This is a genomic window from Streptomyces sp. SN-593, assembly GCF_016756395.1.
Lineage (GTDB): Bacteria > Actinomycetota > Actinomycetes > Streptomycetales > Streptomycetaceae > Actinacidiphila > Actinacidiphila reveromycinica.
In genome coordinates this window covers 7,136,535-7,158,485 of sequence record NZ_AP018365.1, presented here as the reverse complement: position 1 = coordinate 7,158,485, position 21,951 = coordinate 7,136,535, and the positions used below count along the sequence as shown (strand labels likewise).

Annotated in this window: 19 protein-coding genes; 9 read left to right on the top strand and 10 right to left on the bottom strand. The window is 72.1% G+C overall.

Features of this window, described 5'->3' with window-relative positions:
- Window positions 1-29: 29 nt before the first annotated feature.
- Together RVR_RS30960 and RVR_RS30955 are read right to left on the bottom strand one after the other, a co-directional pair.
- Complete coding sequence (locus RVR_RS30960) at window positions 30-1,331, bottom strand: cation:dicarboxylate symporter family transporter (RefSeq protein ID WP_202237202.1); 1,302 nt, start codon at window positions 1,329-1,331, stop codon at window positions 30-32.
- 581 nt (window positions 1,332-1,912) lie between these two features.
- Entirely contained in the window at window positions 1,913-2,572 is a 660-nt protein-coding gene (locus tag RVR_RS30955) for a GntR family transcriptional regulator (protein ID WP_202239403.1), read from the bottom strand.
- 234 nt (window positions 2,573-2,806) lie between these two features.
- On the opposite strand from RVR_RS30955, the gene RVR_RS30950 reads away from it, so the two are divergent.
- The 9 genes from RVR_RS30950 to RVR_RS30910 all read left to right on the top strand — a co-directional run bounded on the left by RVR_RS30950 (window position 2,807) and on the right by RVR_RS30910 (window position 12,337).
- Window positions 2,807-3,832, top strand: coding sequence for an amidohydrolase family protein (locus RVR_RS30950; protein ID WP_202237201.1), 1,026 nt, complete (start codon window positions 2,807-2,809; stop codon window positions 3,830-3,832).
- A gap of 236 nt (window positions 3,833-4,068) precedes the next feature.
- Window positions 4,069-4,752 carry a 4-carboxy-4-hydroxy-2-oxoadipate aldolase/oxaloacetate decarboxylase gene (gene ligK, locus RVR_RS30945; protein WP_202237200.1) on the top strand — a complete coding sequence of 228 codons (684 nt, stop codon included), beginning with the start codon at window positions 4,069-4,071 and terminating at the stop codon, window positions 4,750-4,752.
- Window positions 4,753-4,796: 44 nt separating this feature from the next.
- On the top strand, window positions 4,797-5,705 hold the full coding sequence (locus RVR_RS30940; protein WP_202237199.1) for an amidohydrolase family protein: 909 nt from the start codon (window positions 4,797-4,799) through the stop codon (window positions 5,703-5,705).
- Window positions 5,698-6,603 (top strand): substrate-binding domain-containing protein, encoded by a 906-nt coding sequence (locus tag RVR_RS30935; protein ID WP_202237198.1) that lies wholly within the window; start codon window positions 5,698-5,700, stop codon window positions 6,601-6,603. Before RVR_RS30940 ends, RVR_RS30935 begins: the two co-directional genes overlap by 8 nt.
- Window positions 6,604-7,110: 507 nt before the next feature.
- Window positions 7,111-8,259 carry a Gfo/Idh/MocA family protein gene (locus tag RVR_RS30930; protein ID WP_202237197.1) on the top strand — a complete coding sequence of 383 codons (1,149 nt, stop codon included), beginning with the start codon at window positions 7,111-7,113 and terminating at the stop codon, window positions 8,257-8,259.
- Window positions 8,256-9,194: a DUF6807 domain-containing protein gene (locus tag RVR_RS30925; protein ID WP_202237196.1), complete on the top strand. Its 939-nt coding sequence runs from the start codon at window positions 8,256-8,258 to the stop codon at window positions 9,192-9,194. The genes RVR_RS30930 and RVR_RS30925 overlap by 4 nt, the downstream gene beginning before the upstream one ends.
- Before the next feature lie 433 nt (window positions 9,195-9,627).
- Window positions 9,628-10,677, top strand: a complete 1,050-nt coding sequence (locus RVR_RS30920) for an ABC transporter substrate-binding protein (protein ID WP_202237195.1) — start codon at window positions 9,628-9,630, stop codon at window positions 10,675-10,677.
- Window positions 10,674-11,459, top strand: coding sequence for an ABC transporter permease (locus RVR_RS30915; RefSeq protein ID WP_202237194.1), 786 nt, complete (start codon window positions 10,674-10,676; stop codon window positions 11,457-11,459). Before RVR_RS30920 ends, RVR_RS30915 begins: the two co-directional genes overlap by 4 nt.
- A 59-nt stretch (window positions 11,460-11,518) precedes the next feature.
- Window positions 11,519-12,337, top strand: a complete 819-nt coding sequence (locus tag RVR_RS30910) for an ABC transporter ATP-binding protein (RefSeq protein WP_202237193.1) — start codon at window positions 11,519-11,521, stop codon at window positions 12,335-12,337.
- A 113-nt stretch (window positions 12,338-12,450) separates the two neighbouring features.
- On the opposite strand, the gene RVR_RS30905 is transcribed toward RVR_RS30910, so the two are convergent.
- From RVR_RS30905 to RVR_RS30870, 8 genes are all read right to left on the bottom strand, one after another.
- Window positions 12,451-14,409, bottom strand: coding sequence for a hypothetical protein (locus RVR_RS30905; RefSeq protein WP_237405065.1), 1,959 nt, complete (start codon window positions 14,407-14,409; stop codon window positions 12,451-12,453).
- Between the two features lie 461 nt (window positions 14,410-14,870).
- A complete protein-coding gene (locus tag RVR_RS30900; RefSeq protein WP_202237191.1) occupies window positions 14,871-16,127 on the bottom strand; it encodes a lactonase family protein in 1,257 nt (418 codons plus the stop codon).
- Between the two features lie 108 nt (window positions 16,128-16,235).
- Window positions 16,236-17,102 (bottom strand): ABC transporter permease, encoded by an 867-nt coding sequence (locus tag RVR_RS30895; RefSeq protein WP_237405064.1) that lies wholly within the window; start codon window positions 17,100-17,102, stop codon window positions 16,236-16,238.
- Between the two features lie 45 nt (window positions 17,103-17,147).
- Entirely contained in the window at window positions 17,148-18,257 is a 1,110-nt protein-coding gene (locus tag RVR_RS30890; RefSeq protein WP_202237189.1) for an ABC transporter substrate-binding protein, read from the bottom strand.
- Between the two features lie 92 nt (window positions 18,258-18,349).
- Entirely contained in the window at window positions 18,350-19,018 is a 669-nt protein-coding gene (locus RVR_RS30885; RefSeq protein ID WP_202237188.1) for a GntR family transcriptional regulator, read from the bottom strand.
- A gap of 74 nt (window positions 19,019-19,092) precedes the next feature.
- The gene (locus RVR_RS30880; RefSeq protein WP_202237187.1) at window positions 19,093-19,953 is read right to left on the bottom strand and encodes an amidohydrolase family protein; all 861 of its coding nucleotides are present in this window, start codon (window positions 19,951-19,953) and stop codon (window positions 19,093-19,095) included.
- 84 nt (window positions 19,954-20,037) lie between these two features.
- Window positions 20,038-21,027 (bottom strand): ABC transporter substrate-binding protein, encoded by a 990-nt coding sequence (locus tag RVR_RS30875; protein WP_237405063.1) that lies wholly within the window; start codon window positions 21,025-21,027, stop codon window positions 20,038-20,040.
- A 52-nt stretch (window positions 21,028-21,079) separates the two neighbouring features.
- Window positions 21,080-21,946, bottom strand: coding sequence for a hypothetical protein (locus RVR_RS30870; protein WP_202237186.1), 867 nt, complete (start codon window positions 21,944-21,946; stop codon window positions 21,080-21,082).
- Window positions 21,947-21,951: the final 5 nt, after the last annotated feature.

The following is a 21,951-nucleotide window of genomic DNA, read 5'->3' as shown; positions in this document are numbered from 1 at the left end:
GGGCCGGGGGCGGGGCGGGGGCGCCGGCGTCACGCGGCGGTCGTGAACCCGGCGTCGAGTTCCTTGTGCAGCCGGACCCGGTCGATGGCGTTCTCCCACTTGCCGACCACCAGCGTGGCCACGCAGTTCCCCGCGATGTTGGTGAACACGAACGCGGCCGACAGGATGCTGTGGATGCCCAGCACCAGCGCGATGCTGTCCACGGGGATCTTGTGCGTGGAGCTGAGCGTCAGCGCCAGCACGGCGATCGCCGAGCCGGAGACCCCCGCCCCGCCCTTGGACGTGAGCAGCAGGATGAGCAGCAGGCCGATCTGCGCCTGCCAGCCCAGGTCGGTACCGGTGGCCTGGGCGAGGAAGACGCTCACCGAGGCGAAGTACAGGCACGTGCCGTCGTGGTTGAAGCTGTACGCGGTCGGCAGCACCAGGCCGACCACCGACTGCTCGACGCCCAGCCGCTCCAGCTTCGACGTGAGCTGCGGGAAGACGCTCTCCGACGAGCTGGTGCCCAGCACCAGCAGCAGTTCCGCGCGGAAGTAGCGCAGCACCTTCAGCAGGCTGACCCCGGCGTACCGGGAGACCGGCCACAGGACGAGGAGGAAGAAGAGGAGCACGATCAGGTAGAAGACGCCGATCAGCTTGCCCAGCGAAGTGAGCGTGCCCAGGCCGTACTTGGAGACGGTGTAGCCGATGGCGCCGAAGGCCGCCAGGGGCGCGATCCGCATCACCTTGCCGATGATCCAGAACAGCGTCTTCTGGACGGTGCCGACCAGTTCCAGCACCGGCGCGCTCCGCTCGCCCAGCGAGGCCAGTCCGCAGGCGAACAGCACCGAGAACACCAGCACCTGGAGGATGTCGCCCTGGGCGAACGCCTGCACCGCCGAGGTGGGGACCAGGCCGACCAGGAAGTCGTCGAAGCCCTCGGACTTGGCCGGCGCGGTGCCGGCCCCGCCGTTGTGCGACAGGTCGATGTGCACTCCCGAGCCCGGGTGCAGCACGTTGACCACGACCAGCCCGATGATCAGGGCCGCGGTGGTGATCACCTCGAAGTACACCAGCGCCCGGACCGCGATCCGGCCGACCTTCCCCAGGTCCCGCACGCTCGCGATGCCGTGGGTCACCGTGCAGAAGATGATCAGCCCGACGACCATCTGGATCAGGTGGATGAAGATGTCGCCGAGGAACTGCGTGTGCCGCCCGACAGAGGGGGCGTAGTTGCCCACCAGGACGCCCAGCGCGACGCCTGCGAGGACCTGGACGGCCAGGTCCCGGTAGAACGGGGTAGGGGGTTTGGGCGCCGCGGGCGGCGCGTCTATCGTGACGGTCTCGCTCATCGTGGTTCCGGATTCTCCGTTGAAGGCCGGTCGGATTCGGTCGAAAGCGGTGGGTGCCGGCAGGGCCCTCCAGGGGCGGCCGGCGGCGAAGACGGCAGGGGCGGGGGGCGATGGCCGGTGGGGCGGTGCCCCGCCAGGCGCGGGGGGTGGTGGCGCTCTGGCGCCTCGGCGGGCCCGTTGCTGCCCCGACTGAATCCCATGTCGACGTTATTGTCAATAATCCTGCTGAAGATATGGTCCACCGAGAAAGACCCGCCGACAGGAGATCCTGCATCCGGTCCGCGGCGTGCCGATCGTGGCCCCGGCAGCGGCGTGAGCAGGCACGATGGCCCGCCCGGCACGGGAGAAAGGCCCCCGGCGCCCGACCACGGCACCCGGCACGGGAGAAAGGCCCCGCGCCGAAGAGCGGCCGGACGCGGGCGCGGCGCGCCCGCACGCGGCCGGCAGGACGGCAGGGTCGGCGGGTCACGCCGTCGGCGGCCTTTCGGCCGAAACCCGCGGTCTTCGCCGCGCCGCCCGTAACACGCCGGTGCGTACCGCGAAACCCGCCGCACCGGCGTTCGCGGGCGTCGCCCGTCCCCCTACCATCCGCTCAGGGCGGCCGGGGGATCGCTCGCCCGCAACTGCGCGATGACGCCGGCCAGCTGCGCCTCGGCGGCCTTGTCGGCGGCGTCGGGGTCGCCGGAGCCGACGGCGTCCACGATGGCCAGCAGTTGCGGCAGCGACTCCTGAGGCCGGCCGGGCCGCATGGCCAGCCGGAACTGGAAGCGCACCATCTGCGTGTTGAGCCGTTCGAGCTGGCGCCGGGCGACGGCCTGGCCGCTGAACTCGATGATCAGGTCGTGCAGCCTGCGGTTGAGGGTGGAGTACGCCTCCAGCGCTCCTTCCGCGACCGCCGTGCGCAGTTGCTCGCCGACCTCGGCCAGCGCGGCGCGCTGCTCCGGGGTGACGCGCTCGGCCGCCTTGCGCGCGCACAGCCGCTCCAGCGCGGAGCGGCACTCGGTGATCTGGACGGCCTCCTCGACCGAGACCACCCTGATCCGGGCGCCGCGGTTGGGCACCAGCTCCACCAGGTCGTCCGAGGCGAGGTCGAGCAGCGCCTCGCGGACGGAGCTGCGGGTGACCTCCAGCCGGTCGGCCAGGTCCTGTTCCACCAGCCGCTGCCCGGGGACGATCTCGCCGACCCACAGGGCGTGGCGGATCCGGGCGCCGACGTGGAGCCGCGCGGCGACTCCCTTCATGCGCGTGCTGGTCACCTGCTGCTCCCTCTCCTGACGGGCTCCCGCACGGGTCGCGGCGGTCGGCGCCGGGCCCCCTGGGCCGCCTCCGGCGGATCGCCGACTGGTCGCCAACCTTACCATTGGCAATATTGTCAGCAATATGATTGACGACTACGATGCCGAGCACGGTACGGCGGGCGCAGGCCGCCCCGGCCGCCCGTCAGGACCAGCCCCCACGACCGGCGAGGAGATCCGTTGATCATCGACTGCCACGGCCACTACACGACCGCACCCGCGGCTCTGGGCGACTGGCGCGACCGCCAGGTCCGGGCCCTGGCCGGCGACGGCGAACCGCCGCGACCCGCCGACCTGCGGATCGGCGACGACGAGATCCGCGAGACCATCGAGGCCAACCAGCTCCGGCAGATGGACGAGCGCGGCATCGACCTGACGGTCTTCTCCCCGCGCGCGTCGTTCATGGCCCACCACGTCGGCGACTTCGCCGTGTCGGAGGCGTGGGCACGGTGCTGCAACGACCTGTGCGCCCGGGTCGGCGAGCTGTTCCCCGACCGGTTCGCGCCGGCCGCGATGCTGCCGCAGTCGCCCGGGGTCGATCCGGCGACCTGCGTGCCGGAGCTGGTCCGCGCGGTCGAGGAGCTCGGCGCCGTGGCGGTCAACCTCAACCCGGACCCCTCCGGCGGCCACTGGAGCGCCCCGCCGCTGACCGACCGCTCCTGGTACCCGCTGTACGAGAAGATCGTCGAACTCGACGTCCCCGTGATGGTGCACGTGAGCACCAGTGCGAACCCCGCGTTCCACACCACCGGCGCGCACTACCTCAACGCCGACACCACCGCCTTCATGCAGTTGCTCCAGGGCGACCTGTTCGCCGACTTCCCCACCCTGCGGATGGTCATCCCGCACGGCGGCGGCACCGTCCCCTATCACTGGGGGCGCTTCCGCGGCCTCGCCCAGGCGCTCGGCAGGCCGGAGCCGGCCGAACACGTGCTGGGCAACGTCTACTTCGACACCTGCGTCTACCACCAGCCCGGGATCGACCTGCTGTTGAAGGTGATCCCGCACGCCAACGTGCTCTTCGCCTCGGAGATGATCGGCGCGGTGCGCGGCATCGACCCCGACACCGGGCACCACTTCGACGACACCCGCCGCTACGTCGAGCAGGCGGGCCTGTCCGCCGCGGACCTCGCGGCGATCACCGAGGGCAACGCCCGCGCCGTCTACCCCCGGCTCGACGCGCGCCTGCGGGCGTCCGGCCGCTGAGTCGCGCCGGCTGAGCCGCGCCCCCTCCCCCCGCGCACGACCCGGCAGGGCGGCACGGCGCGGGGCGGCGGGAGCCGGCGGGGCGTACGGCAACGCGGTCCGGCACGGCCGGCGGCCGCCGGGCACCGTGCACCGGCCGCCGGGCAGCGAGCACCGAGCACCGAGCACCGAGCACCGAGCACCACGACAGCGCGTGGCGGAGTCCCGTCACCGAAGCACCCGAGGAAGGAAACACCATGCACGAACTCGGCGTCGTCCACACGACGATCGAGCGGGCCGATCCCGACGCAGTGGCGCGGCTGTCCGCGCTGGGCGTGGCGACCGTGCACGAGGCGATGGGCCGGCTCGGCCTGATGCGCCCCTCCATCCGGCCGGTCTACTCCGGCGCCCGCCTGTGCGGCACCGCGGTGACGGTGCTGCTCCAGCCCGGCGACAACTGGATGCTGCACGTCGCCGCCGAACAGATCCGGCCGGGTGACGTGGTGGTCGCGGCCTGCACGTCCGAGAGCCACGACGGCTTCTTCGGCGAGCTGCTGGCCACCTCCTACCGGGCGCGCGGCGCCCGCGGCCTGGTGATCGACGGCGGCTGCCGCGACGTCGCCGACCTGGAGCGGATGGACTTCCCCGTCTTCAGCGCGGCGATCCACGCCAAGGGCACGGTCAAGGCCACCCCCGGCTCGGTCAACGTGCCGGTCGTCTGCGCGGGGGCGCTGGTCACCCCCGGCGACGTGGTGCTCGCGGACGCGGACGGCGTGGTCGTCGTACCCGCCGCCAAGGCGGCCGCGACGGCCGACGCCGGGGAGGCCCGCGAGGCCAACGAGGAGACCAAGCGCCGGCGGCTCGCGGCCGGCGAACTCGGCCTGGACATCTACCAGATGCGCGACGAGCTGCGGGCGCGCGGCCTGCGCTACACCGACTGACGCACCGCCCGCGCCGCACCGACCGAAAGGACCCGACGCCGCTCATGCTGGTGATCGACACCCACACCCACGTCATCTCGCCCGACGAGGACCGCTACCCCACCGACCCGATCGGCGGACACCGCTCCACCTGGTCACAAGACCACCCCGTCGACCTCGACGGACTCCTGCACGCCCTCGACGACGCCGGCATCGACCGCGCCGTCGTCGTCCAAGCCTCCACCGTCTACGGACACGACAACCGCTACCTCGCCGACTCCGTCGCCGCCCACCCCGACCGCCTCACCGGCGTCTACTCCCTCGACGCCACCGCACCCGACGCCGTCGACCGCATCAACCACTGGCAATCCCGCGGCCTCAACGGCTTCCGCCTGTTCACCACCGGCACCACCATGCCCGGACAAGCCGACTGGCTCGGCCACCCCGACAGCTACCCCGCCTGGGAACACGCCGAAAAACACGACATCCCCATCTGCCTCCAGATGACCATCCACGGCATCCCCGCCCTACGCACCACCCTCGACCACTACCCCCGCACCCGCGTCCTCCTCGACCACTGCGCCCGCCCCGACCTCACCGACGGACCCCCCTACCACACCTCCCAAGCCCTCCTCGACCTCGCCCAATACCCCGGCGTCCACCTCAAACTCACCCACCGCGCCCTCGACGCCGCCACCCAAGGCGCCTCCACCATCCCCGACTTCCTCACCACCCTCCACACCACCTACGGACCCTCCCGCATCATGTGGGGATCCAACTACCCCGCCGCCCAAGGCCCCCTCACCAACCTCCTCACCCAAGCCCGCACCCACCTCACCACCCTCCCCGAAACCGCCACCACCGCCATCCTCGGCGGCACCGCCAACACCTTCTACTTCCACACCCCCGCAACCCCCGCAACCCCCACCCCGGCAACCCCCGCAACCGCCACCCCCGGGGCCCACCATGCCTGACACCCACCTGCGCACCGCCCTGGACACCCACCCCATCGGCACCCTCCTGCGCACCGGCACCCTCACCCACCCCGACGTCACCCTCGACTTCGCCGACGTCACCCCCATCCACCACGCCTTCGCCCCCATGGTCCGCACCCAGACCTACGACCTCAGCGAACTCGCCGTCGTCACCGCCCTCCAAGCCATCGCCCACGGCCACCCCCTCACCCTCCTACCCGTCGTGGTCGCCGCACGCTTCCAACGCAAATGCCTCATCACCCACCGCGACCACCCCCTCACCCACCCCACCCAACTCCGCGGCCTCCGCATCGGCGTCCGCTCCTACACCCAGACCACCGGCATGTGGATCCGCAGCCACCTCACCGAGGACTACGGCATCACCGCCGAAGAATCCCACTGGATCACCCAGGACGAAGCCCACGTCCCCGAACACCACGACCCCCCCTACGTCCACCGCACCCTCACCGGCAGCCTCACCGACGCCCTCCGCAACGGCACCATCGACGCCGCCGTCCTCGGCAACGACCTCCCCGAAGGCGACGAATTCCGCCCCGTCTTCGACCACCCCACCGAACGCGACCACACCTGGTACACCACCCACGGCTACGCCCCCGTCAACCACCTCGTCGCCGTCGCCAACACCACCCTCCACCACCACCCCGACGCCGTCCGCGCCGCCTACACCCTCCTCACCCGCGCCGAACACGACACCACCGCCCACCAACCCCCCCACACCCCCCACCTCACCCGCTCCGGCATCGACCACCTCACCACCCCCCTCAACGAGATCGCCGACGCCTGCCACGCCCAGGGCCTCCTCCCCCGCCGCCTCACCGCCGACGAACTCCTCACCCCCGCCCACCAACTCCTCGACACCACCCCCGCCACAAGCTGAACCACAGCGGGACCAGGAGCGGCCCGGGGCCCGTCCCGCATCCCGGTCGGCCCGGGAAACCCGCCGAACGGTACGTCCGCGGAAGTCCGCGGACGTACCGGCGCTCAGTCGGCGAGGGGCGTGCGCACCCCGGTCGTGGACTCCCCCACCTCCAGCCGGTACGGAGCCACGTGCACCGCGTGCCGCGGCGGGGTCGCCGCGCCGATCCGAAGGGCACCGCCAGGGCGATCAGCCCGCAGCGTCCGGTGCGCAGCCGCACCGCCGACGGGTTCGGGCGATACCCCGGCTCGCTCACCGCGGCCATGTTGACCACCCGTGCGCGCGGTGGTTACAACGTGGGAACAACTGGGCGAAGGAGCCGTCGGCACACCCCTCCCGGGGGTTTCGTGCGCCCGCATGCCGTGGGCCCGTGGCGGACCGCCGCCACGCCCCGGCGACCGAGCGCCGGAGCGGGACCCCGCCTCCGGGCCGCTCGCGGAGTACCGCCAGCCGCAGGAGAGGGCCCCTATGTCGCCGTACGACCCGAACACCCCGCTGCGCACCGCCGTGGTGGGAACCGGTTCCATCGCCCGAGGAGCGCACCTGCCCGCGCTCGCCACCCTGGCGGCGGAGGGCGCGGTGCGGATCGTCGCCGTCGCCGACGTCGCCGAGGAGGCGGCCCGCGCCGCCGCCGAGGAGTTCGCCGTGGCGGACGCCCTCACCGATCTCGACACCCTGCTCGCCCGGGCACGCCCCGACCTGGTGGTGCTGTGCACCCCGCCGTCGCTGCACCGGGAGCAGGCGATCGCCGCGGTGCGGGCCGGTGCGCACGTGTGGTGCGAGAAGCCGCCGTGCCCCTCGCTCGCGGACTACGACGCGGTGACCGCCGCCGCCGATCCGGCCCCCGGCTCCCCCGCGACCTCGTTCGTCTTCCAGCACCGGTTCGGCTCCGGCGCCCGGCACGTGCGGCGGCTGCTGCGCGCGGGTGCGTTCGGCCGGCCGCTGGTCGCCCACTGCCAGACCACCTGGTACCGGGACGCCGCCTACTACGCGGTGCCGTGGCGCGGCCGCTGGGAGACCGAGGGCGGCGGCCCCGCCATGGGCCACGGCATCCACCAGACCGACCTGCTGCTGGACCTGATGGGTCCGTGGCGCGAGGTCCGCGCGATGGCCGCCCGGCTGGTGCACGACGTGCAGACCGAGGACGTCTCCACCGCCCAGGTCCGGTTCGCGGGCGGCGCGGTCGCCACCGTCGTCAACAGCGTGCTCAGCCCCGACGAGGTCAGCCGCATCCGGATCGACTGCGAGCGCGCCACGATCGAGCTCACCCACCTGTACGGCTACCGCAACGCCGACTGGCGGATCACCCCCGCGCCCGGCGTCCCGGCGGCGACCGCCGCGGCCTGGAACGACTTCGGCCCCGACGAGCCCAGCTCCCACCTGGCCCAACTGCGCGCCCTCGTCGCGGACATCAGGACCGGTGTCCTCCACCCGACCAGCGGCGAAGGCGGCCGGCGGGTGGTGGAGTTCACCGCCGCGCTCTACAAGTCCGCCTTCACCGACGCCACCGTCCGGGCCGGCGAGATCGGCCCGGGCGACCCGTTCTACGCCGCCATGCACGGCGGTGCCCCCGACCGGCTGCCGGTCGACGCCCGCGAGGAGGACCAGCCCGCATGACGTTGTCGCTGACCCACGTCCACGACGACCGGATCACCGTGACCCACCGGCCCACCGGTACCGAACTGTTCGCCTACGTCTACCGCCCGGAGGCCGCCTGGGAGGCGCCCAAGCCCTACCTCCACCCGATCCGCACCCTCGGCGGCGGCCTGGTCACCGACTACCGCCCCCACGACCACCGCTGGCACAAGGGCCTCCAGTTCACCGCCTCGCACCTGTCGGGCCAGAACCTGTGGGGCGGCAACACCTACGTCCACGGCGAGGGCTACCTCGCGCTGCCCGAGCGGATCGGCTCGATGGCGCACGCCGGCTTCGACGAGGTGTCCGCCGGCCCGGGCGGCGCGGTGATCGCCGAGCGCCTGACCTGGCACCCGTACGACGGCTCGCTGTGGGCCGAGGAGGACCGCCGGATCGAGGTCCGGGCCGACGCCGACGCAGGGGCCGGGACCGGCAGTTGGACCCTGACCTGGTCATCCGCGGTCACCAACCGCCGCGCCGGGCCGCTGCGGTTCGGCAGCCCCACCACCGCCGGGCGCCCCGACGCCGGCTACACCGGGCTGTTCTGGCGCGGGCCCCGCGCCTTCCGCGGCGGGCACGCCTTCACCGACCGCGCCGACAGTGCCGAGCGCGACCTGATGGGCGCGCAGGCGCCCTGGCTCGCCTACCGCGGCGAGCACGACGGCCGCGACGGGCACGCCACCCTCGTCTTCGAGCACGCGCCCGGCAACGACCACTCCGGCGCGCAGGGCACGCACCCCGCGCACTGGTTCGTGCGCACCGACCCGTTCGCCGCCGTGGCGCCCTCCTTCGCCTTCCACGAGGAACTGGTCCTGGCACCCGGCGAGACCCTGTCCCGCGCCTACCGCGTGCACGTCGCCGACGGCGTCTGGGACCGGGCCGCGGTCACCGCCCACCTGGCCCGGCACCCGTGGTGACCGCGGCCCACGTCGGGTTCCCCGGGGCGGTCGGGATCTCCGGCTGAGCGTCTACGACCGGCCGAGACACGGTCCCCACGCTGCCGCCGGAGCTGTCGGCCGACCCCGACACGTACGCCGCCGCGGTCCGACTGCCCACCTCGACAGGTCAATTGTCCGACAATATTGTCAAGTTGTTTCCCTGGTGCTACGTTCCATGAGGCATCACGGCGGGTCTGGTCACACAATCCCGCCTCGGCCGGCCCGTTGACCGACCGACCGTCCGCACCCGACGACGACGTCCCGCCGGTACCGCCCCGCCCGTCCGCCGATGTCCCGTCCGCGATCGACCGGCACGTGCCCACGCATCGGTGCGACCGCGCCCCATCCCGTCCGAACGACTCCCGAAGTTGCTCAGCGTCCTCACACGCACGCGGAGAAAGGGATCACGACCATGGGATCACGCCACACGACCGACCGTTTCCCGCGCAGGCGCGCCCTGCTCCTGCCCGTCCTGCTCACCGTGACCGCGTCCCTCGGCCTGGCCGCCTGCGGCTCGTCGGGGACGTCCTCCGGATCGTCGTCGGGGGGAGCGTCCGCCGACCGGATCACCTTCGGCGACCTGAGCCCCACCACGACCCTGACGCCGTTCTACGCGGCGGAGTACGAGGGGTTCTTCAAGAAGGCCGGACTCGACGTCTCGGTCGAGAAGTTCACCGGCGGCGGCTCCTCCTCGGTCGCCGCGCTGGCCACCGGCGCCGTGGACGTCGCCTCCGGCGGCCCCACCAACTTCATCGGCGACATCGCCGAGAAGGCCGTCTCCGGCAGGATCTTCGCCCAGGCGGCGGGGGCCCAGTACGACGTCCTCGCGGCCAAGGGCATCACCTCGATCGCCCAGCTCAAGGGCCGGACCATCGGGGTGTCGGGCGGCAACTCGGCCGACGAGATCTACCTGATGGCGGTGCTGTCCCACTACGGCGTGGACCCCGACGACGTCACCTTCGTCACCGCGGGCACGCTCGCCCAGCGCTTCGGCGCCGTCTCCGGAGGCACCGTCAAGGCCACCGCGGAACTCAACACCCAGCGCTCGGTGGAGCAGCGGGTGGGCACCGTCGTGCTCAAGGCCGAGGACAGTGCCGTGCAGGTCCCCAACGTGACGTTCTGGGCGTCCGACGACGCGCTCAGGTCCCGTCCGGCGGCGTTGCGGAAGCTGGTGGGCGTCCTGGTCTCCTCCGCCAGGTGGGCCGCGCAGCCCGCGCACCGGAAGGCGGCCGTGGCCGACTGCGAGAAGGGCAGCGGAGCGACCGCGGAGAGCTGCGAGGAGACGCTCGCCGTCAACACCGACCCCGCGCGGGCCGGCAGGTGGACCTGGTCCTCGACCTGGGCGGTGGACACCGCCGGCATCGCCAAGGCGATCAGCGCGACCGCCCAGGTGATCCCCGACGCCAAGGGGCTGTCCGTCGCGGACGTCGTGGACACCTCGCTCACCGGGACGCGGCCGTGACGGCGCCGCGCCGGACGGCGAGGGAGGTGTGGACGGCGGTCCGCCCGGTCCTGCTGGGCGCGCTGTGCCTGCTGCTGCTGGTCGGCCTGTGGCAGCTCGCGGTCGAGGAGCACTGGGTCAAACCGCTGTTCCTGCCCGGTCCGTCGAAGGTCGTGCACGCCCTGGGCACGCTCTTCTCCGACGGCGAGATCTGGTCGAACCTGCGGGTCTCGGGTGAGGAGTTCGCGATCGGCCTGGGCGTCTCGGTCGTCCTCGGCGCCCTGCTCGGGCTGCTCACCGGCTGGTACCGGGCGGCCGACGAGTTCCTGAAGCCCCTGGTCGTCGGCATCAACTCGATGCCCCAGGTCGCCGTCGTGCCGGTGCTGATCCTGATCTTCGGCATCGGCATGACGCCGAAGATCGTGGTCGTGGTGCTGAGCTGCACCACGGTCATCCTGATGAACACCGCGGCCGGCGTCGGCAACGTGGACTGGCAACTGCGCCGGCTGGCCCGCAGCTTCGGCGGCAGCGACCTCAAGGTCATCCGGACGATCGTGCTGCCCACGCTGGTGCCCTTCTTCATGACCGGGCTGCGCATCTCCATCGGGCGGGCCATGATCGGCGTCGTGGTGGGCGAGATCTTCGCGTCGAAGGCGGGGATCGGCAACGTCCTCATCTCGGCCAGCAACTCGTTCAACATGCCGGTCATGTACGCGACCGTCGCCGTCATCACCTTCCTGGGCATCGCGCTGACGCAGGTCGCGGCGCTGCTCGAACGCCGGATGCAGCGGTGGCGCCGGTGAGCGCCCCCGCGCCCGGCCCGCGCGCCACAGGAGTACCGCACACCGACCGGAGGGAAGCCATGGCCACCCACCAGCAGGCGCGGCAGCCGGACACCGAGGACGGCGCGAAGCTGCGGGTGGAGTCCGCACGCGTCACCTACCGGTCCCGCGCCGGGAACGTCCTCGCCGTGGACGGGATCGACCTCGACGTCGCCGACGGCGAGTTCGTCGCGATCGTCGGCCCCAGCGGTTCCGGCAAGAGCACCTTCCTGATGGCGCTGGACGGCCTGGTCCCGCTGTCCGGCGGGCGCATCCGGGTGGACGGCAGGCCGGTCGACCGCCCCGGGCCGGACCGCGCCGTGGTGTTCCAGGACGCGTGCCTGCTGCCGTGGCGCACGGTGATCGACAACGTGGCCTACGGTCTGGAGCTCGCCGGGGCCGGCCGGAAGGAGCGGCTGCGCGTGGCGGCCCGACTGCTCGCCCTGACCGGGCTGGGAGGTTTCGAGGGGTTCTACCCCGACCAGTTGTCCGGGGGCATGAAGCAGCGGGTGAACATCGCCCGGGCACTGGCCGCGGACCCGCAGATCCTGCTGCTGGACGAGCCGTTCTCCGGGTTGGACGCGCAGACCCGCGAGAGCATGCAGGCGGAACTGCTCAAGATCTGGGACGCCCGCAAGAAGACGGCGGTCTTCGTGACGCACCAGATCGACGAGGCGGTCTACCTCGCCGACCGGGTGGTGGCGTTCAGCGCGCGGCCGGCCCGGGTGGTGTCGCAGTGGCGAGTCCCCTTCCCGCGGCCGCGCCCGCTCGAACTCAAGCACAGCCGGGAGCACCGCGACCTGGAGGAGGAGATCTGGGAGGTGGTGCGGGCCCAGCGGGCCCCTGACGAGGTCCGCTGAGCGGGTCGGCCCGGACCCGCGGGGCCGCTTTCCCCTCCGCCGCGTCGGGGAGGGGAAGCGGTCCCGCGGGTGCCGGGGGACGTCACGGAGCGACGGCGTGCGCCACAGCGTCCTCAGCCGCGGGCGGCGGCCGCCTTGCCGGCGCCGGTGAGGACCGCCTGCGTGAGGTAGAGCGGCATCGAGTCCTCCCACTGGCTGTCGGTGAGCATCGTCTTGCCGGATCCGTCGGCGTTCATCGCCATGATCATGCCGTACGGCTGGAAGGTGTTGTCGTACAGCGCCGCCTCCTCGCGGAAGCCGTACATGCCGGTGTTGTAGAGGATGCGGCCGTCGGGGTGCCACACGGCGTGGCCGTCGTTGGCGCCGCTGCTGGTGAGGACCTTCAGTCCGGTGCCGTCCGGCTTGATGGTGCACACGTCGAAGTTGGTCGGGCCGGTCTTGCGGGTGAAGACGATGAGGCTGCCGTCCGGGGACCAGTCGGGCAGGTTGTCGGACGCGGTGGTGAGGACCGTCGTCGTCCTGGTGGCGAGGTCCAGGACGCGCAGACCGCTCTGCGCGCCCCACACCCGGTAGACGATCTTCGTCCCGTCGGCGGAGTAGCTGGGGAAGCCGGAGTTGGTGGAGTTGTCGGTCAGCGCCTCCGCGCCCGTGCCGTCGCTGCGCACCCGCCAGATCGCCGCGGTCATCACCGCCCGCTCCTGGAACCAGCCGCCCAGGCCGAACGCGATCCACGCGCCGTCCGGCGACCAGGCCGGCCGGAAGGCCCCGGCCAGGCCCTCCGCGACCAGGGTCGTGTCCAGCCCGGAGGTGGTCGTGTCGAAGACCACCTTCAGGCCGCTCCCGTCCGGGTTCATGGTGGCGATGTCGGACATGGCCGGGCCGGTCTGCTTCTCGGTGATGGCCAACCGGCCCTGGAGCGACAGGATCGGGAAGACGTCGCAGAACCGGTAGTCCCAGTTCGCGTCCCAGCTGTACAGCGGCGTGTCGAGGGTGCGGTTGGTGAAGCTCTGCTTCTCGTAGACCACCGACTTCCCGTCGGGCGACCAGCAGGGCGAACGCACTCCGGCGCGGGTGACGTCCGGGATCGAGCCGCTGACGTAGGCCAGCCCCTCGTCCTGGCCGTTCTTGACCAGGTAGCCGATCTCCGTGCTGGTCACGTACTGCGGCGAGACCTTGAGGTTCGGGCCGGAGGTGTGCTGGACGCGGTTGGTGCCGGTGGCGAGGTCGACCGAGACGATCTGCGACTCCACGACCCCGATGTCCTCCGGGCGGTGGGCCTGCCAGGTGCCCTCGACGGTGATCTCGTAGTAGACGATCCGCTTGCCGTCCGGGGACCACTTGGGCGAGCCCAGGCAGTAGCCCGGCTTCGTCGCCAACTGGCGGAAGCCGGTGCCGTCGGGCTTGATGACGTAGATGCTCAGCTCCTGGGTGTGCTCCCAGCCGGTGCCGTTGTCGTGGCCCATCCACTGGGTGTTGCGGTCGCTGGAGAAGGCGATCCACTGGCCGTCGGGCGACCAGACCGGGCGGAAGTGGCCGTCGGGGCTGCTGGGGTCGCCGGCGAGCGCCGCGGTGCCGCTGAGGTTGGTGAGAGCACCGGTCTTGGTGTCCATCAGCCAGATCTGCGACAGGTGGTCGCCGGAGCGGGTGGAGGAGAAGGCCAGCGTCCGCTTGTCCGGCGACAGCGTGGCGCTGTCGTACACCGCGGGGCCGCCGACCACGGAGGTGACGGTGGAGCTCTGGCCCGAGCCGTTCAGCGTGGCCGAGTACAGGTTGGAGTTGCCGTCGCCGGTGCGCTCGGAGGTGAAGTAGACCGACTTGCCGTCGGGCGCGTAGTTGGCGTGCCGGTCGAACGCCGCGGCGGTGCCCGTGAGCAGGGGGCGCTCGTTCGAGCCGTCGGCGTTCGCGATGTACAGGGTGGACTTCGAGGGGCCGATCCGGTTCATCAGCATCACCCCCTTCTTGCCGGCGGCCGCGGCCGCCACGGCGAAGGAGGGCAGCAGCGCGGCGCCTGCGGTGGCCGCACCGGCCACCAGGAAGGCCCGACGGCCTATCCCCTTTTTCTCGGATCCCATTTCTCTTCCAGCTCCCGTCGAGTGGGTCATCGAGTTTTTCTCGTGCGGACGTTCAGGGGCAGGGTGGACACGAACGGCTCGGACATCCGTCGAATTCCGGTGCCGCGCCGCCGCGTGTTTCCTGGAGGCCGTGCCGGACGCTACTCCGCGCCTGATCCACCGTCAATTAGTTGGCGGAACTTCTTATTCCTCGACAGGATTTCGCGGAATTCCGTCCGCGGGCATGCGAAAGCCGCCTGCGACCACCGCGAGAAGGCGGGGTGCACAGGCTGGCGGAAAAGCGGATTCCGCGCGGGCGGCCGGCGCGGGAAGGGCCCGGGGGGGCGGTGGCGTGTCCGGCCGGCGGGTTCACGGCACCGCGGGCGGACGGGTGGGGGGCCGGGAGCGGGGGGGATGAAGGGTGGGGGGATGAGCCTCCCGGGCGCCGGCGCGAGACCGCGCGGGCGCCCGGGAGAGCGGTGTCAGCTCCGGTAGAAGGTGATGGAGTCCGGGTTGGGCACGGCCAGGGACGTGCCGGTGTCGGTGAGCCGGCCGGAGCCCTGGTCGACGGCGAACACGTTCACGGTGCTGCTGGCCTCGTTGGCGACGAGCAGCCACCGCCCGCTCGGGTGGAGCGTGAAGCCCCAGGGCGTGGTCCCCCCGCACGGGACCCGTTGGAGCACGCCGAGCAGGTCGGTGCGCGGGTCGACCGCGAAGACGACCAGGGAGTTCTCCGCACGGTTGCCGGCGTACACGAAGCGGCCGTCGGCGCTGATCGCCAGGTCCGAGGCGCTCTTGGTGCCGGTGAAGTCCGGGGTGGACAGCGGCAGGGTCTGGCGGTTCGTCAGCTCGCCGGTGTCCGGCGCCCACCGCAGCGCCTGGAGGTCGGAGCTCAGCTCGCTCAGCAGGTACACGGTGCGGCCGTCCGGGTGGAAGGCGACCCGGCGCGGGCCGGAACCGGGCGCCGTCGTGTATCCGGCGGTCGGGCCGGCGGCGGACAGCGTGCGGCTGCGGCGGTCGAAGCGGTAGGCGAAGACGCGGTCGGCGCCGAAGTCCGCGACGAGGACGAACCTGCCGCTCGGGTCCACCTCCGCGTGGTGCGGATGCGGGCCGGCCTGGCGGGGGTTGGGGCCGGAGCCGGTGTCCTGCGCGAGCGAGGCGGGCGGGGCCAGCTCTCCCGTCCGGGTGATCGGCACGGCCGCGGTGAAGCCGTCCTCGAAGTTCGTGGCCAGCAGGGTGTCCGAAGCCGGGTCGATGCCGATGTACGAGACCCCGCCGCCGTTCAGGCCGGTGCCGCCGGTGGACAGCTCCCCGGTCTTCGTCAGGGCGCCGGTCGCCGGGTCGATCCGGAAGGTGTCGACGACCCCGCCGACCGCCATGGTGGCCACGTACATGATCGGCAGCGTCGGGTGGGTGACGGCCCAGTCGGCGGTCGCCTCGCCCACCGGTCCCAGCGGTGTCAGGGCGCCGGTGCCGGCGTCGAACCAGGCACCGTAGATCTCGGTGCCCTTCCAGGTGTTGAAGTAGACGAGTTCCCGGGTGGACCCGCGCGGCCGCAGGGCCGCGGGCTCCCCCTGAGCGCGGGTCGCGGCCGCCGCGGAGGGCACGGCGCCGAGCAGCGGCACGGCCGCGGCGGCGACCACCGAGCCCAGCAGCCGTCTACGGGTGGGGCGCCGGTCCTGACCGGCGGCCGGCCCGTCCGGGGAACGCCCGGTGGAGGCGGGTCGTGAGTCTGACATGTCGAGAGTGCTCCTTTGCATCTCGAATGTACAAGGAAAGGAATGCCCGGCGGCCGATGCCGCGCTGGGCGGGAGGAGTGAATTCCCTGGTAGGCGGAATTCTCCGGACTACGCGCTCTGCCCCGAGGTGCGGCGCTTGGCGAGGCCCAGTTTCTTGAGGGCGAACTTGTCGAGCTGGGTCAGGATGCTGTTGAGGATCAGCGTGATCGCCATCAGGACGATGAGCCCGGCGAACTCGGTCGCGGCGTCCAGGTTCATCGCGGAGGTGAACAGTTCGTGGCCCACGCCCTCGGAGGAGGCGATGAACTCACCGCCGATGACGCCGAGAATGGCCAGCGGCCCGCCGGTCTTGAGCGCCGCGAAGAACGGCGCCGCCAGCGTGGGCAGCGTGACGTAGCTGAGCACGTGGCTGCGGCGGCCGCCCATCACCTGGATGATCTCGATGAGTTCGCGGTCGCGCAGCCGCAGGCCGAGATAGAGGTTGTAGAAGACCACGAAGGCCACCCCGGTGGCGGCGATGTAGATCTTCGACCAGTCGCCGATCCCGAAGAACAGCACGAACAGCGGGGCCAGCGCGATCTTCGGGACGCCGTTGATCGCGGCGACCAGCGGCTCCATCACCCGCCCGGCGAGCGGGAAGGAGCCCAGCACCAGGCCCATCACGGTGCCGATCGCCACCCCGATGCCGAACCCCACCACCACCTCGAAGGAGGTGGTCTTGATGTCGGTCCAGCCCTGCGACGAGCCGAGCAGGTGGTGCAGCGCCGTCCACACGTCGGTCGGCTTGCTCACCGCGTACTCCGGGATCACCGGGCCGCTCATCACCTGCCACAGCACCAGGCAGAGCGCGATCACGGCCAGGCGCAGCACGATCACCAGGGCCGCGCCCCGCCACCGGTGGTCCTTCTTCGCTCCGGTTGCCGCCGGAACCTCGGTCCCGACCTTCTTTTCCGCTATCTCACGGGTAGCAGCCACCACCGTCTGCTCCTTTCCAGTCTCATCAGCCGTGAGCGGGCAGTGCTACGGCAGGTACTTGTTCGTGTAGTTGTCGGGAGTGATCTCGGCGTCCTTGGTCAACGCCCCCAGGGAGTTGATGAAGGTCACGGTCTTGGTCCAGTCGGCGGCGGTCATCGCGTCGCTCTTGGGCCATCCGACCTGGGGGAGGCTGGCCTTGATGACGGAGGCGGAGACTCCGGGCAGGGCCCCCGCCGCCACGTTCTGGACGGTGGCGGAGTCGATGTTGGCGTTCATGTACGCGGTGGCCTGCTGCACCGCGGTGGCGAACTTCTTCGCCACGTCGGCGTGCTGGGACAGGTAGCTGTTGCGCGCCACCACCGCCTGGCCGTATCCGGCCGCCTCCTCCGACCAGGCCGTGACCTTGGTCGAGTCGGCCACGACCACGCCGTCCCCGGTGCCCTGGATGGCCAGCGGCGTCGGCTGAGAAGTGACGAACCAGTCGATCTGGTTGCTCTTGAGGGCGGCCTTGTCCGCGGCGGGGCTGGGCAGCGACACCCACTTCACCTTGCCGGGGTCGACGCCGAACGCCTTGAGGTAGACACTCGCCTCGCCCTTGGTGTTCGCCGAGCTGGAGCCGCCGGTCGAGCCGTCGAGGGCCTTGGCGACCTGGGCGGCGGGGGTGGCGGCGGTGAGCTGGTGGGCCTTGGCGAACTTGGTGCTGACGATCAGCCCGAGGGGGTTGCCGCCGCCGTCGGCGGCGATCGCCGTCTCGGGCACGTTCTTGCCGATCGCGGACAGGAAGTCGGTGGGGCTGTCGTTGAGGAACTGGATCGAGCCCGACTCCAGGGCGGAGGTGCCGGTGGCCGCGGTCGTGGTGACGTACTTGACCTTCAGCTTCTGCTTGCTGAAGTAGCCGTTCGCCTCGGCCAGCCGGATCGGCATGTCGAAGATGTTGCCCGCGACCCCGACGGTGACCGTGGTCGTGCCGTCCGCGTTCTTGCCCGAGCCGCTCCCGCCGCAGGCGGTCAGCACCACCGCGCACAGCGCGACGGTGCTTCCGGCGGCGACGAACCGTGCGCCGGCCCTGACCCCCGGCCGGGTGAACGCCGCTCGGCCGCGCCGGGCGGCCGCCGGGGTTCTCGGCCCGCGTGCCTGCGTGTCGTGGTGGATCATTGAGTCTCCTGTCACCGTGGATAACCGTGGACAACTGATGGGGAGGCAGTGCCCCGCGCCGCGTACGGCACTGCCCCGGGTGGGTGGGCCGGTCACCGGCCGAGGACGAGCGCGTGCCGGGCGGTGGCGACGTGGTGGCGCATCGCCGCGGTGGCCGCCTCGGGATTGCGGGTCACGATGCCGAGGAGGATGGCCTGGTGCTCTTCGAACGACCCGGTCCTGGGGTGTTGGGCGGCGACGTTGCGGTACTGGCGCATCACGAGCGGGTAGAGCAGGGTGTCCAGGGCCCGGGCCAGCGTCGCCTGGTGGGCGGCCGCCTTCACCTGCTGGTGGAAGCGGCGGTTGCCCTGGGAGTAGGCCGACTGGTCGCCGCGGGCCCTGGCGTCCGCCATCTCCTCCAGCGTGGCGCGCAGTTCCCGGATCTCCTCCTCGGTGGCCCGCTCCGCGGCCTTCCCGGCGAGCGCGGACTCGACGGTCTCGCGCGCCTCCAGGATGTCCCGGGCCTCCTCCGGTGAGAAGATCCGGGTCCGGACACCGCGGTTGACCTCGCTGGTGAGGTAACCCTCCTGCGCCAGCCGGACCAGTACGGCCCGCATGGTGCCGCGCGAGACGTTGCACAACCTGGTCAGGTCGGCCTCGGTCAACCGCGTGTTGGGTTCGATGCTGCCCGACAGCAGCAGCGAGCGCAGTTCGTCGTACGCCTGGCTGTACCGGGTCGCGGACGAGCCGGTCTCGTGGGTGATGCCGTTGTCGCTCTGCACCGTGATCGCCTTGTCTGGAAGGGGGGAGGCGCCCTGCGGGCCCGCTTCGGCGGGCCGCGGGGGCACCGCGCGGGTCAGTCCTGGACCACGCCGAGGCCGGGGTAGAGGCGGCGGGCCGTGCCGGCGAAGATGTCCGCCCGCTCCTGCTCGGGCAGGCCGGCCAGCACGGTCTCGGCGAGTTCGCGCAACTCGGGCAGCGTCTGCTCCGCGGCCGGCAGGTTGGAGCCCCAGGCGATCCGGTCGGAGCCGAAGGACTCGACGACCGGCCGGAGGAAGTCGGCGGCCTTGTCGCCGGCGTCGTGCAGCCGCTCCAGGTTGCGGTGGGTGAGCTTGAGGTGGAGCCCGGGGTTCTTCGCGAGCGAGGCGACCTCCTGGCCGGCCTCCTCGGGCGAGGACGCGATGTCGGGGTAGCCCATGTGGTCGAGCAGGACCCGCACGCCGGGAAAGCGCACCAGCACCGAGATCAGGTGCTTGGTCGCGGCCCCGAGCCGCATCTGGAGGCAGACGGTGACGCCCAGTTCCTCGGCCGCCCGCCAGAACTCGTAGGTCTCCGGGGTGGCGAACCACTGCCCCTGCTCCGGGACGGTGCTGCCGCTGGTGAACAGCCGCACCCCGGCCAGGCCCCCCTCGCCGACCAGGTCCGCCAGACGGGCGCCGGCGCCGGGCGCCAGCGGGTCGAACGTGCCGACGGCGACGAACCGCTCGGGCCACCGGCGGCGGCTGGCCAGCACGTAGGAGTTGTCGTAGCCGTAGGCCGTGGTGGCCTGCACCAGGACGGACTGGCCTATGCCGGCCTCGTCCATGCGGGCGACCATCTCCTCGGCGTCGAGCGGGCGGGAGGCGGCCCACTCGGACTGCTTGCCGCCCAGCGGCGCGCGCGGGTAGACGGCCAGGTCCTGCGAGATGATGTGGCAGTGCGTGTCGACGATGTCCATGGTCGTGCCTTTTCCTTCGCCTCTTGGGTGTGCTGACGGTCGCGGTGGGCCGCCCGGGCGCCGGAGCGCCCGGGCGGCGCGGGCTCAGGCGCCGGGGTAGTCGCCCTCGGCGAACAGCCGGCGGGGGTCGCTGGGGAAGTCGGAGTCGAGCAGGCCCTGCTCCTGGGAGTAGCGGACCAGGGCCCTGAGGGATGCCTCGTTCGCCTCCAGGCCGTAGGGGATCGGGTCGCCGCCGACCTGCCGGGCCTGCCGGCCCAGCCGCGGCAGCTCGGTCCACTCCGGGTCGGTGGCGACCTGCCGGCGCTTGCTGTCGGCGAACGCCGTGTAGAGCGCGGTCGGCAGCCCGGGGTCCTCCCTGACCAGGTCGGAGCGGACCGCGACCACCGAGTGCAGCGGGTAGATCCCGGTGCGCAGGTACCAGTCGGCGCCGAGCACGTCGGCCTCCGCGAAGAGCGGGTACGGTCCCGCGTCCGCGTCGTCGGCGGCGGCCGGTTCGGCCGCGGCGGTCCAGCCGGCCGTGGGCGCGCCTGCCCGGCCGGTGCCGGCGTTGCCGGTGAACGCCGCGTCGATCTCCCCGGCGCGCAGCAACTCGCCCAGCGAGCGCCCGTCGGTGACCCGCTCCACGTTGCCGGGCGTGCGGCCCTCGATGTGGTCGTCGTCGTCGACCACCCAGGTGATCTTGTCGACGTCCACGCCGTACTCGTTGCTCAGGACCCCGCGCACCCACACGCCGGTGCTCACCGTGTAGGCGCGCACCCCGACCCGGCGCCCTTCGAGGTCCTTCGGCACGCGGATGCCGGAGCCGGCCGCGCACTGGATGTCGCCGTGGTGGAAGCGCCGGTTGAGGAACACCGGGACGCCGGTCAGCGGCACGTCCTCCTGGAGCGCCATCAGGTAGGAGACCGGGGCGAGTTCGCACACGTCGAACTCCAGGTCCCTGATCATCCGCCGGTAGGCGCCGATGATCGGCCTGACCCGCACCTCCTCCACGCCGTGCCCCTCCACGGGGACACTGCCGTCGATCAACGCCTGGGCGTGTCGGTAGTTGCCGAGGGCCACCGTGAGCTTCGCCATGACCTGCCTTCCAGTCGGGTGTGTGCTGCGAACGTGGGGTTCCGGGCGGGGGTCAGCCGCCCAGGCGGGCGGGGGTGACGCCCAGGGCGGCGCACGACTGCTCCAGCAGCTCGTCGAACTCCACCGGCCGCGAGAGGACTTCCTGCTCCCGCGCGTACCGGGCCGCGAGGGAGACCGGTCCGCGCAGCGCCTCGAAGCCCACCGGGTTGGTCCCGCCCGGGTCCTTCGCGGCCACCTCGCCCATCGCGTCGTACGCGGCGAGGATCGCCGCCGAGTGCTCCGCGGCGGCTTCCGCGGTCACGCCCACCACGTGGTTGAGCGGGAGGAACCCGCGCTCCTTCGTCCACTGCTCGGCGACCTCGCGGGCGTCCGGGATGGCGGTGCGGATGCGGTCGTCGTCCGGCAGTTCGTTGCCCATGACCCCGAAGTCGAGGCGTCCTTCGAGGAAGTCCGCCTGGAGGCGGGCCCCCTCCGGTGCCCGGTGCACCCACGACGGGTCCTGGTGGCCGTCCACGTGCCCGCCCTCGTAGACCGTCCAGTCCACCGAGCGCAGGTCCACGCCGTACTGCTCGGTGAGGAAGCCGCGCACCCACACGCCGGTGGTCTGGCTCCAGGAGCGGATGCCGACGCTCCTGCCCCCCACGTCCGCCACCGTCAGGTCGCCCATGGTCACCAGGGTCTGGTGCTGGGTGCGGCCCAGGGTGGTGACCGGCAGCAGGACGACCGGCTTGCCCAGGGCGACGGCCTGGAGCAGCGTCACCACCGCCAGCTCGCACAGGTCGACCGCCTGGTCGTTCACGAAGCCCCGGGAGGCCTTGTGCACCGGCTTCACGTCGACCCGCTCGACGGCCGTGCCGCGCTGCGAGACCGCGCCCAGCGCCGCCTCCGCGAGGTCGTCCCGGCCCACAACCAACTTCATCTCCG

Coding starts and splice junctions, on each gene's coding strand:
- RVR_RS30960 (WP_202237202.1), bottom strand. CDS start 1,331: ATGAGCGAGACCGTCACGATAGACGCGCCGCCCGCGGCGCCCAAACCC.
- RVR_RS30955 (WP_202239403.1), bottom strand. CDS start 2,572: ATGAAGGGAGTCGCCGCGCGGCTCCACGTCGGCGCCCGGATCCGCCAC.
- ligK (WP_202237200.1), top strand. CDS start 4,069: ATGCACGAACTCGGCGTCGTCCACACGACGATCGAGCGGGCCGATCCC.
- RVR_RS30940 (WP_202237199.1), top strand. CDS start 4,797: ATGCTGGTGATCGACACCCACACCCACGTCATCTCGCCCGACGAGGAC.
- RVR_RS30935 (WP_202237198.1), top strand. CDS start 5,698: ATGCCTGACACCCACCTGCGCACCGCCCTGGACACCCACCCCATCGGC.
- RVR_RS30930 (WP_202237197.1), top strand. CDS start 7,111: ATGTCGCCGTACGACCCGAACACCCCGCTGCGCACCGCCGTGGTGGGA.
- RVR_RS30925 (WP_202237196.1), top strand. CDS start 8,256: ATGACGTTGTCGCTGACCCACGTCCACGACGACCGGATCACCGTGACC.
- RVR_RS30920 (WP_202237195.1), top strand. CDS start 9,628: ATGGGATCACGCCACACGACCGACCGTTTCCCGCGCAGGCGCGCCCTG.
- RVR_RS30910 (WP_202237193.1), top strand. CDS start 11,519: ATGGCCACCCACCAGCAGGCGCGGCAGCCGGACACCGAGGACGGCGCG.
- RVR_RS30905 (WP_237405065.1), bottom strand. CDS start 14,409: ATGGGATCCGAGAAAAAGGGGATAGGCCGTCGGGCCTTCCTGGTGGCC.
- RVR_RS30900 (WP_202237191.1), bottom strand. CDS start 16,127: ATGTCAGACTCACGACCCGCCTCCACCGGGCGTTCCCCGGACGGGCCG.
- RVR_RS30890 (WP_202237189.1), bottom strand. CDS start 18,257: ATGATCCACCACGACACGCAGGCACGCGGGCCGAGAACCCCGGCGGCC.
- RVR_RS30880 (WP_202237187.1), bottom strand. CDS start 19,953: ATGGACATCGTCGACACGCACTGCCACATCATCTCGCAGGACCTGGCC.
- RVR_RS30875 (WP_237405063.1), bottom strand. CDS start 21,027: ATGGCGAAGCTCACGGTGGCCCTCGGCAACTACCGACACGCCCAGGCG.
- RVR_RS30870 (WP_202237186.1), bottom strand. CDS start 21,946: ATGAAGTTGGTTGTGGGCCGGGACGACCTCGCGGAGGCGGCGCTGGGC.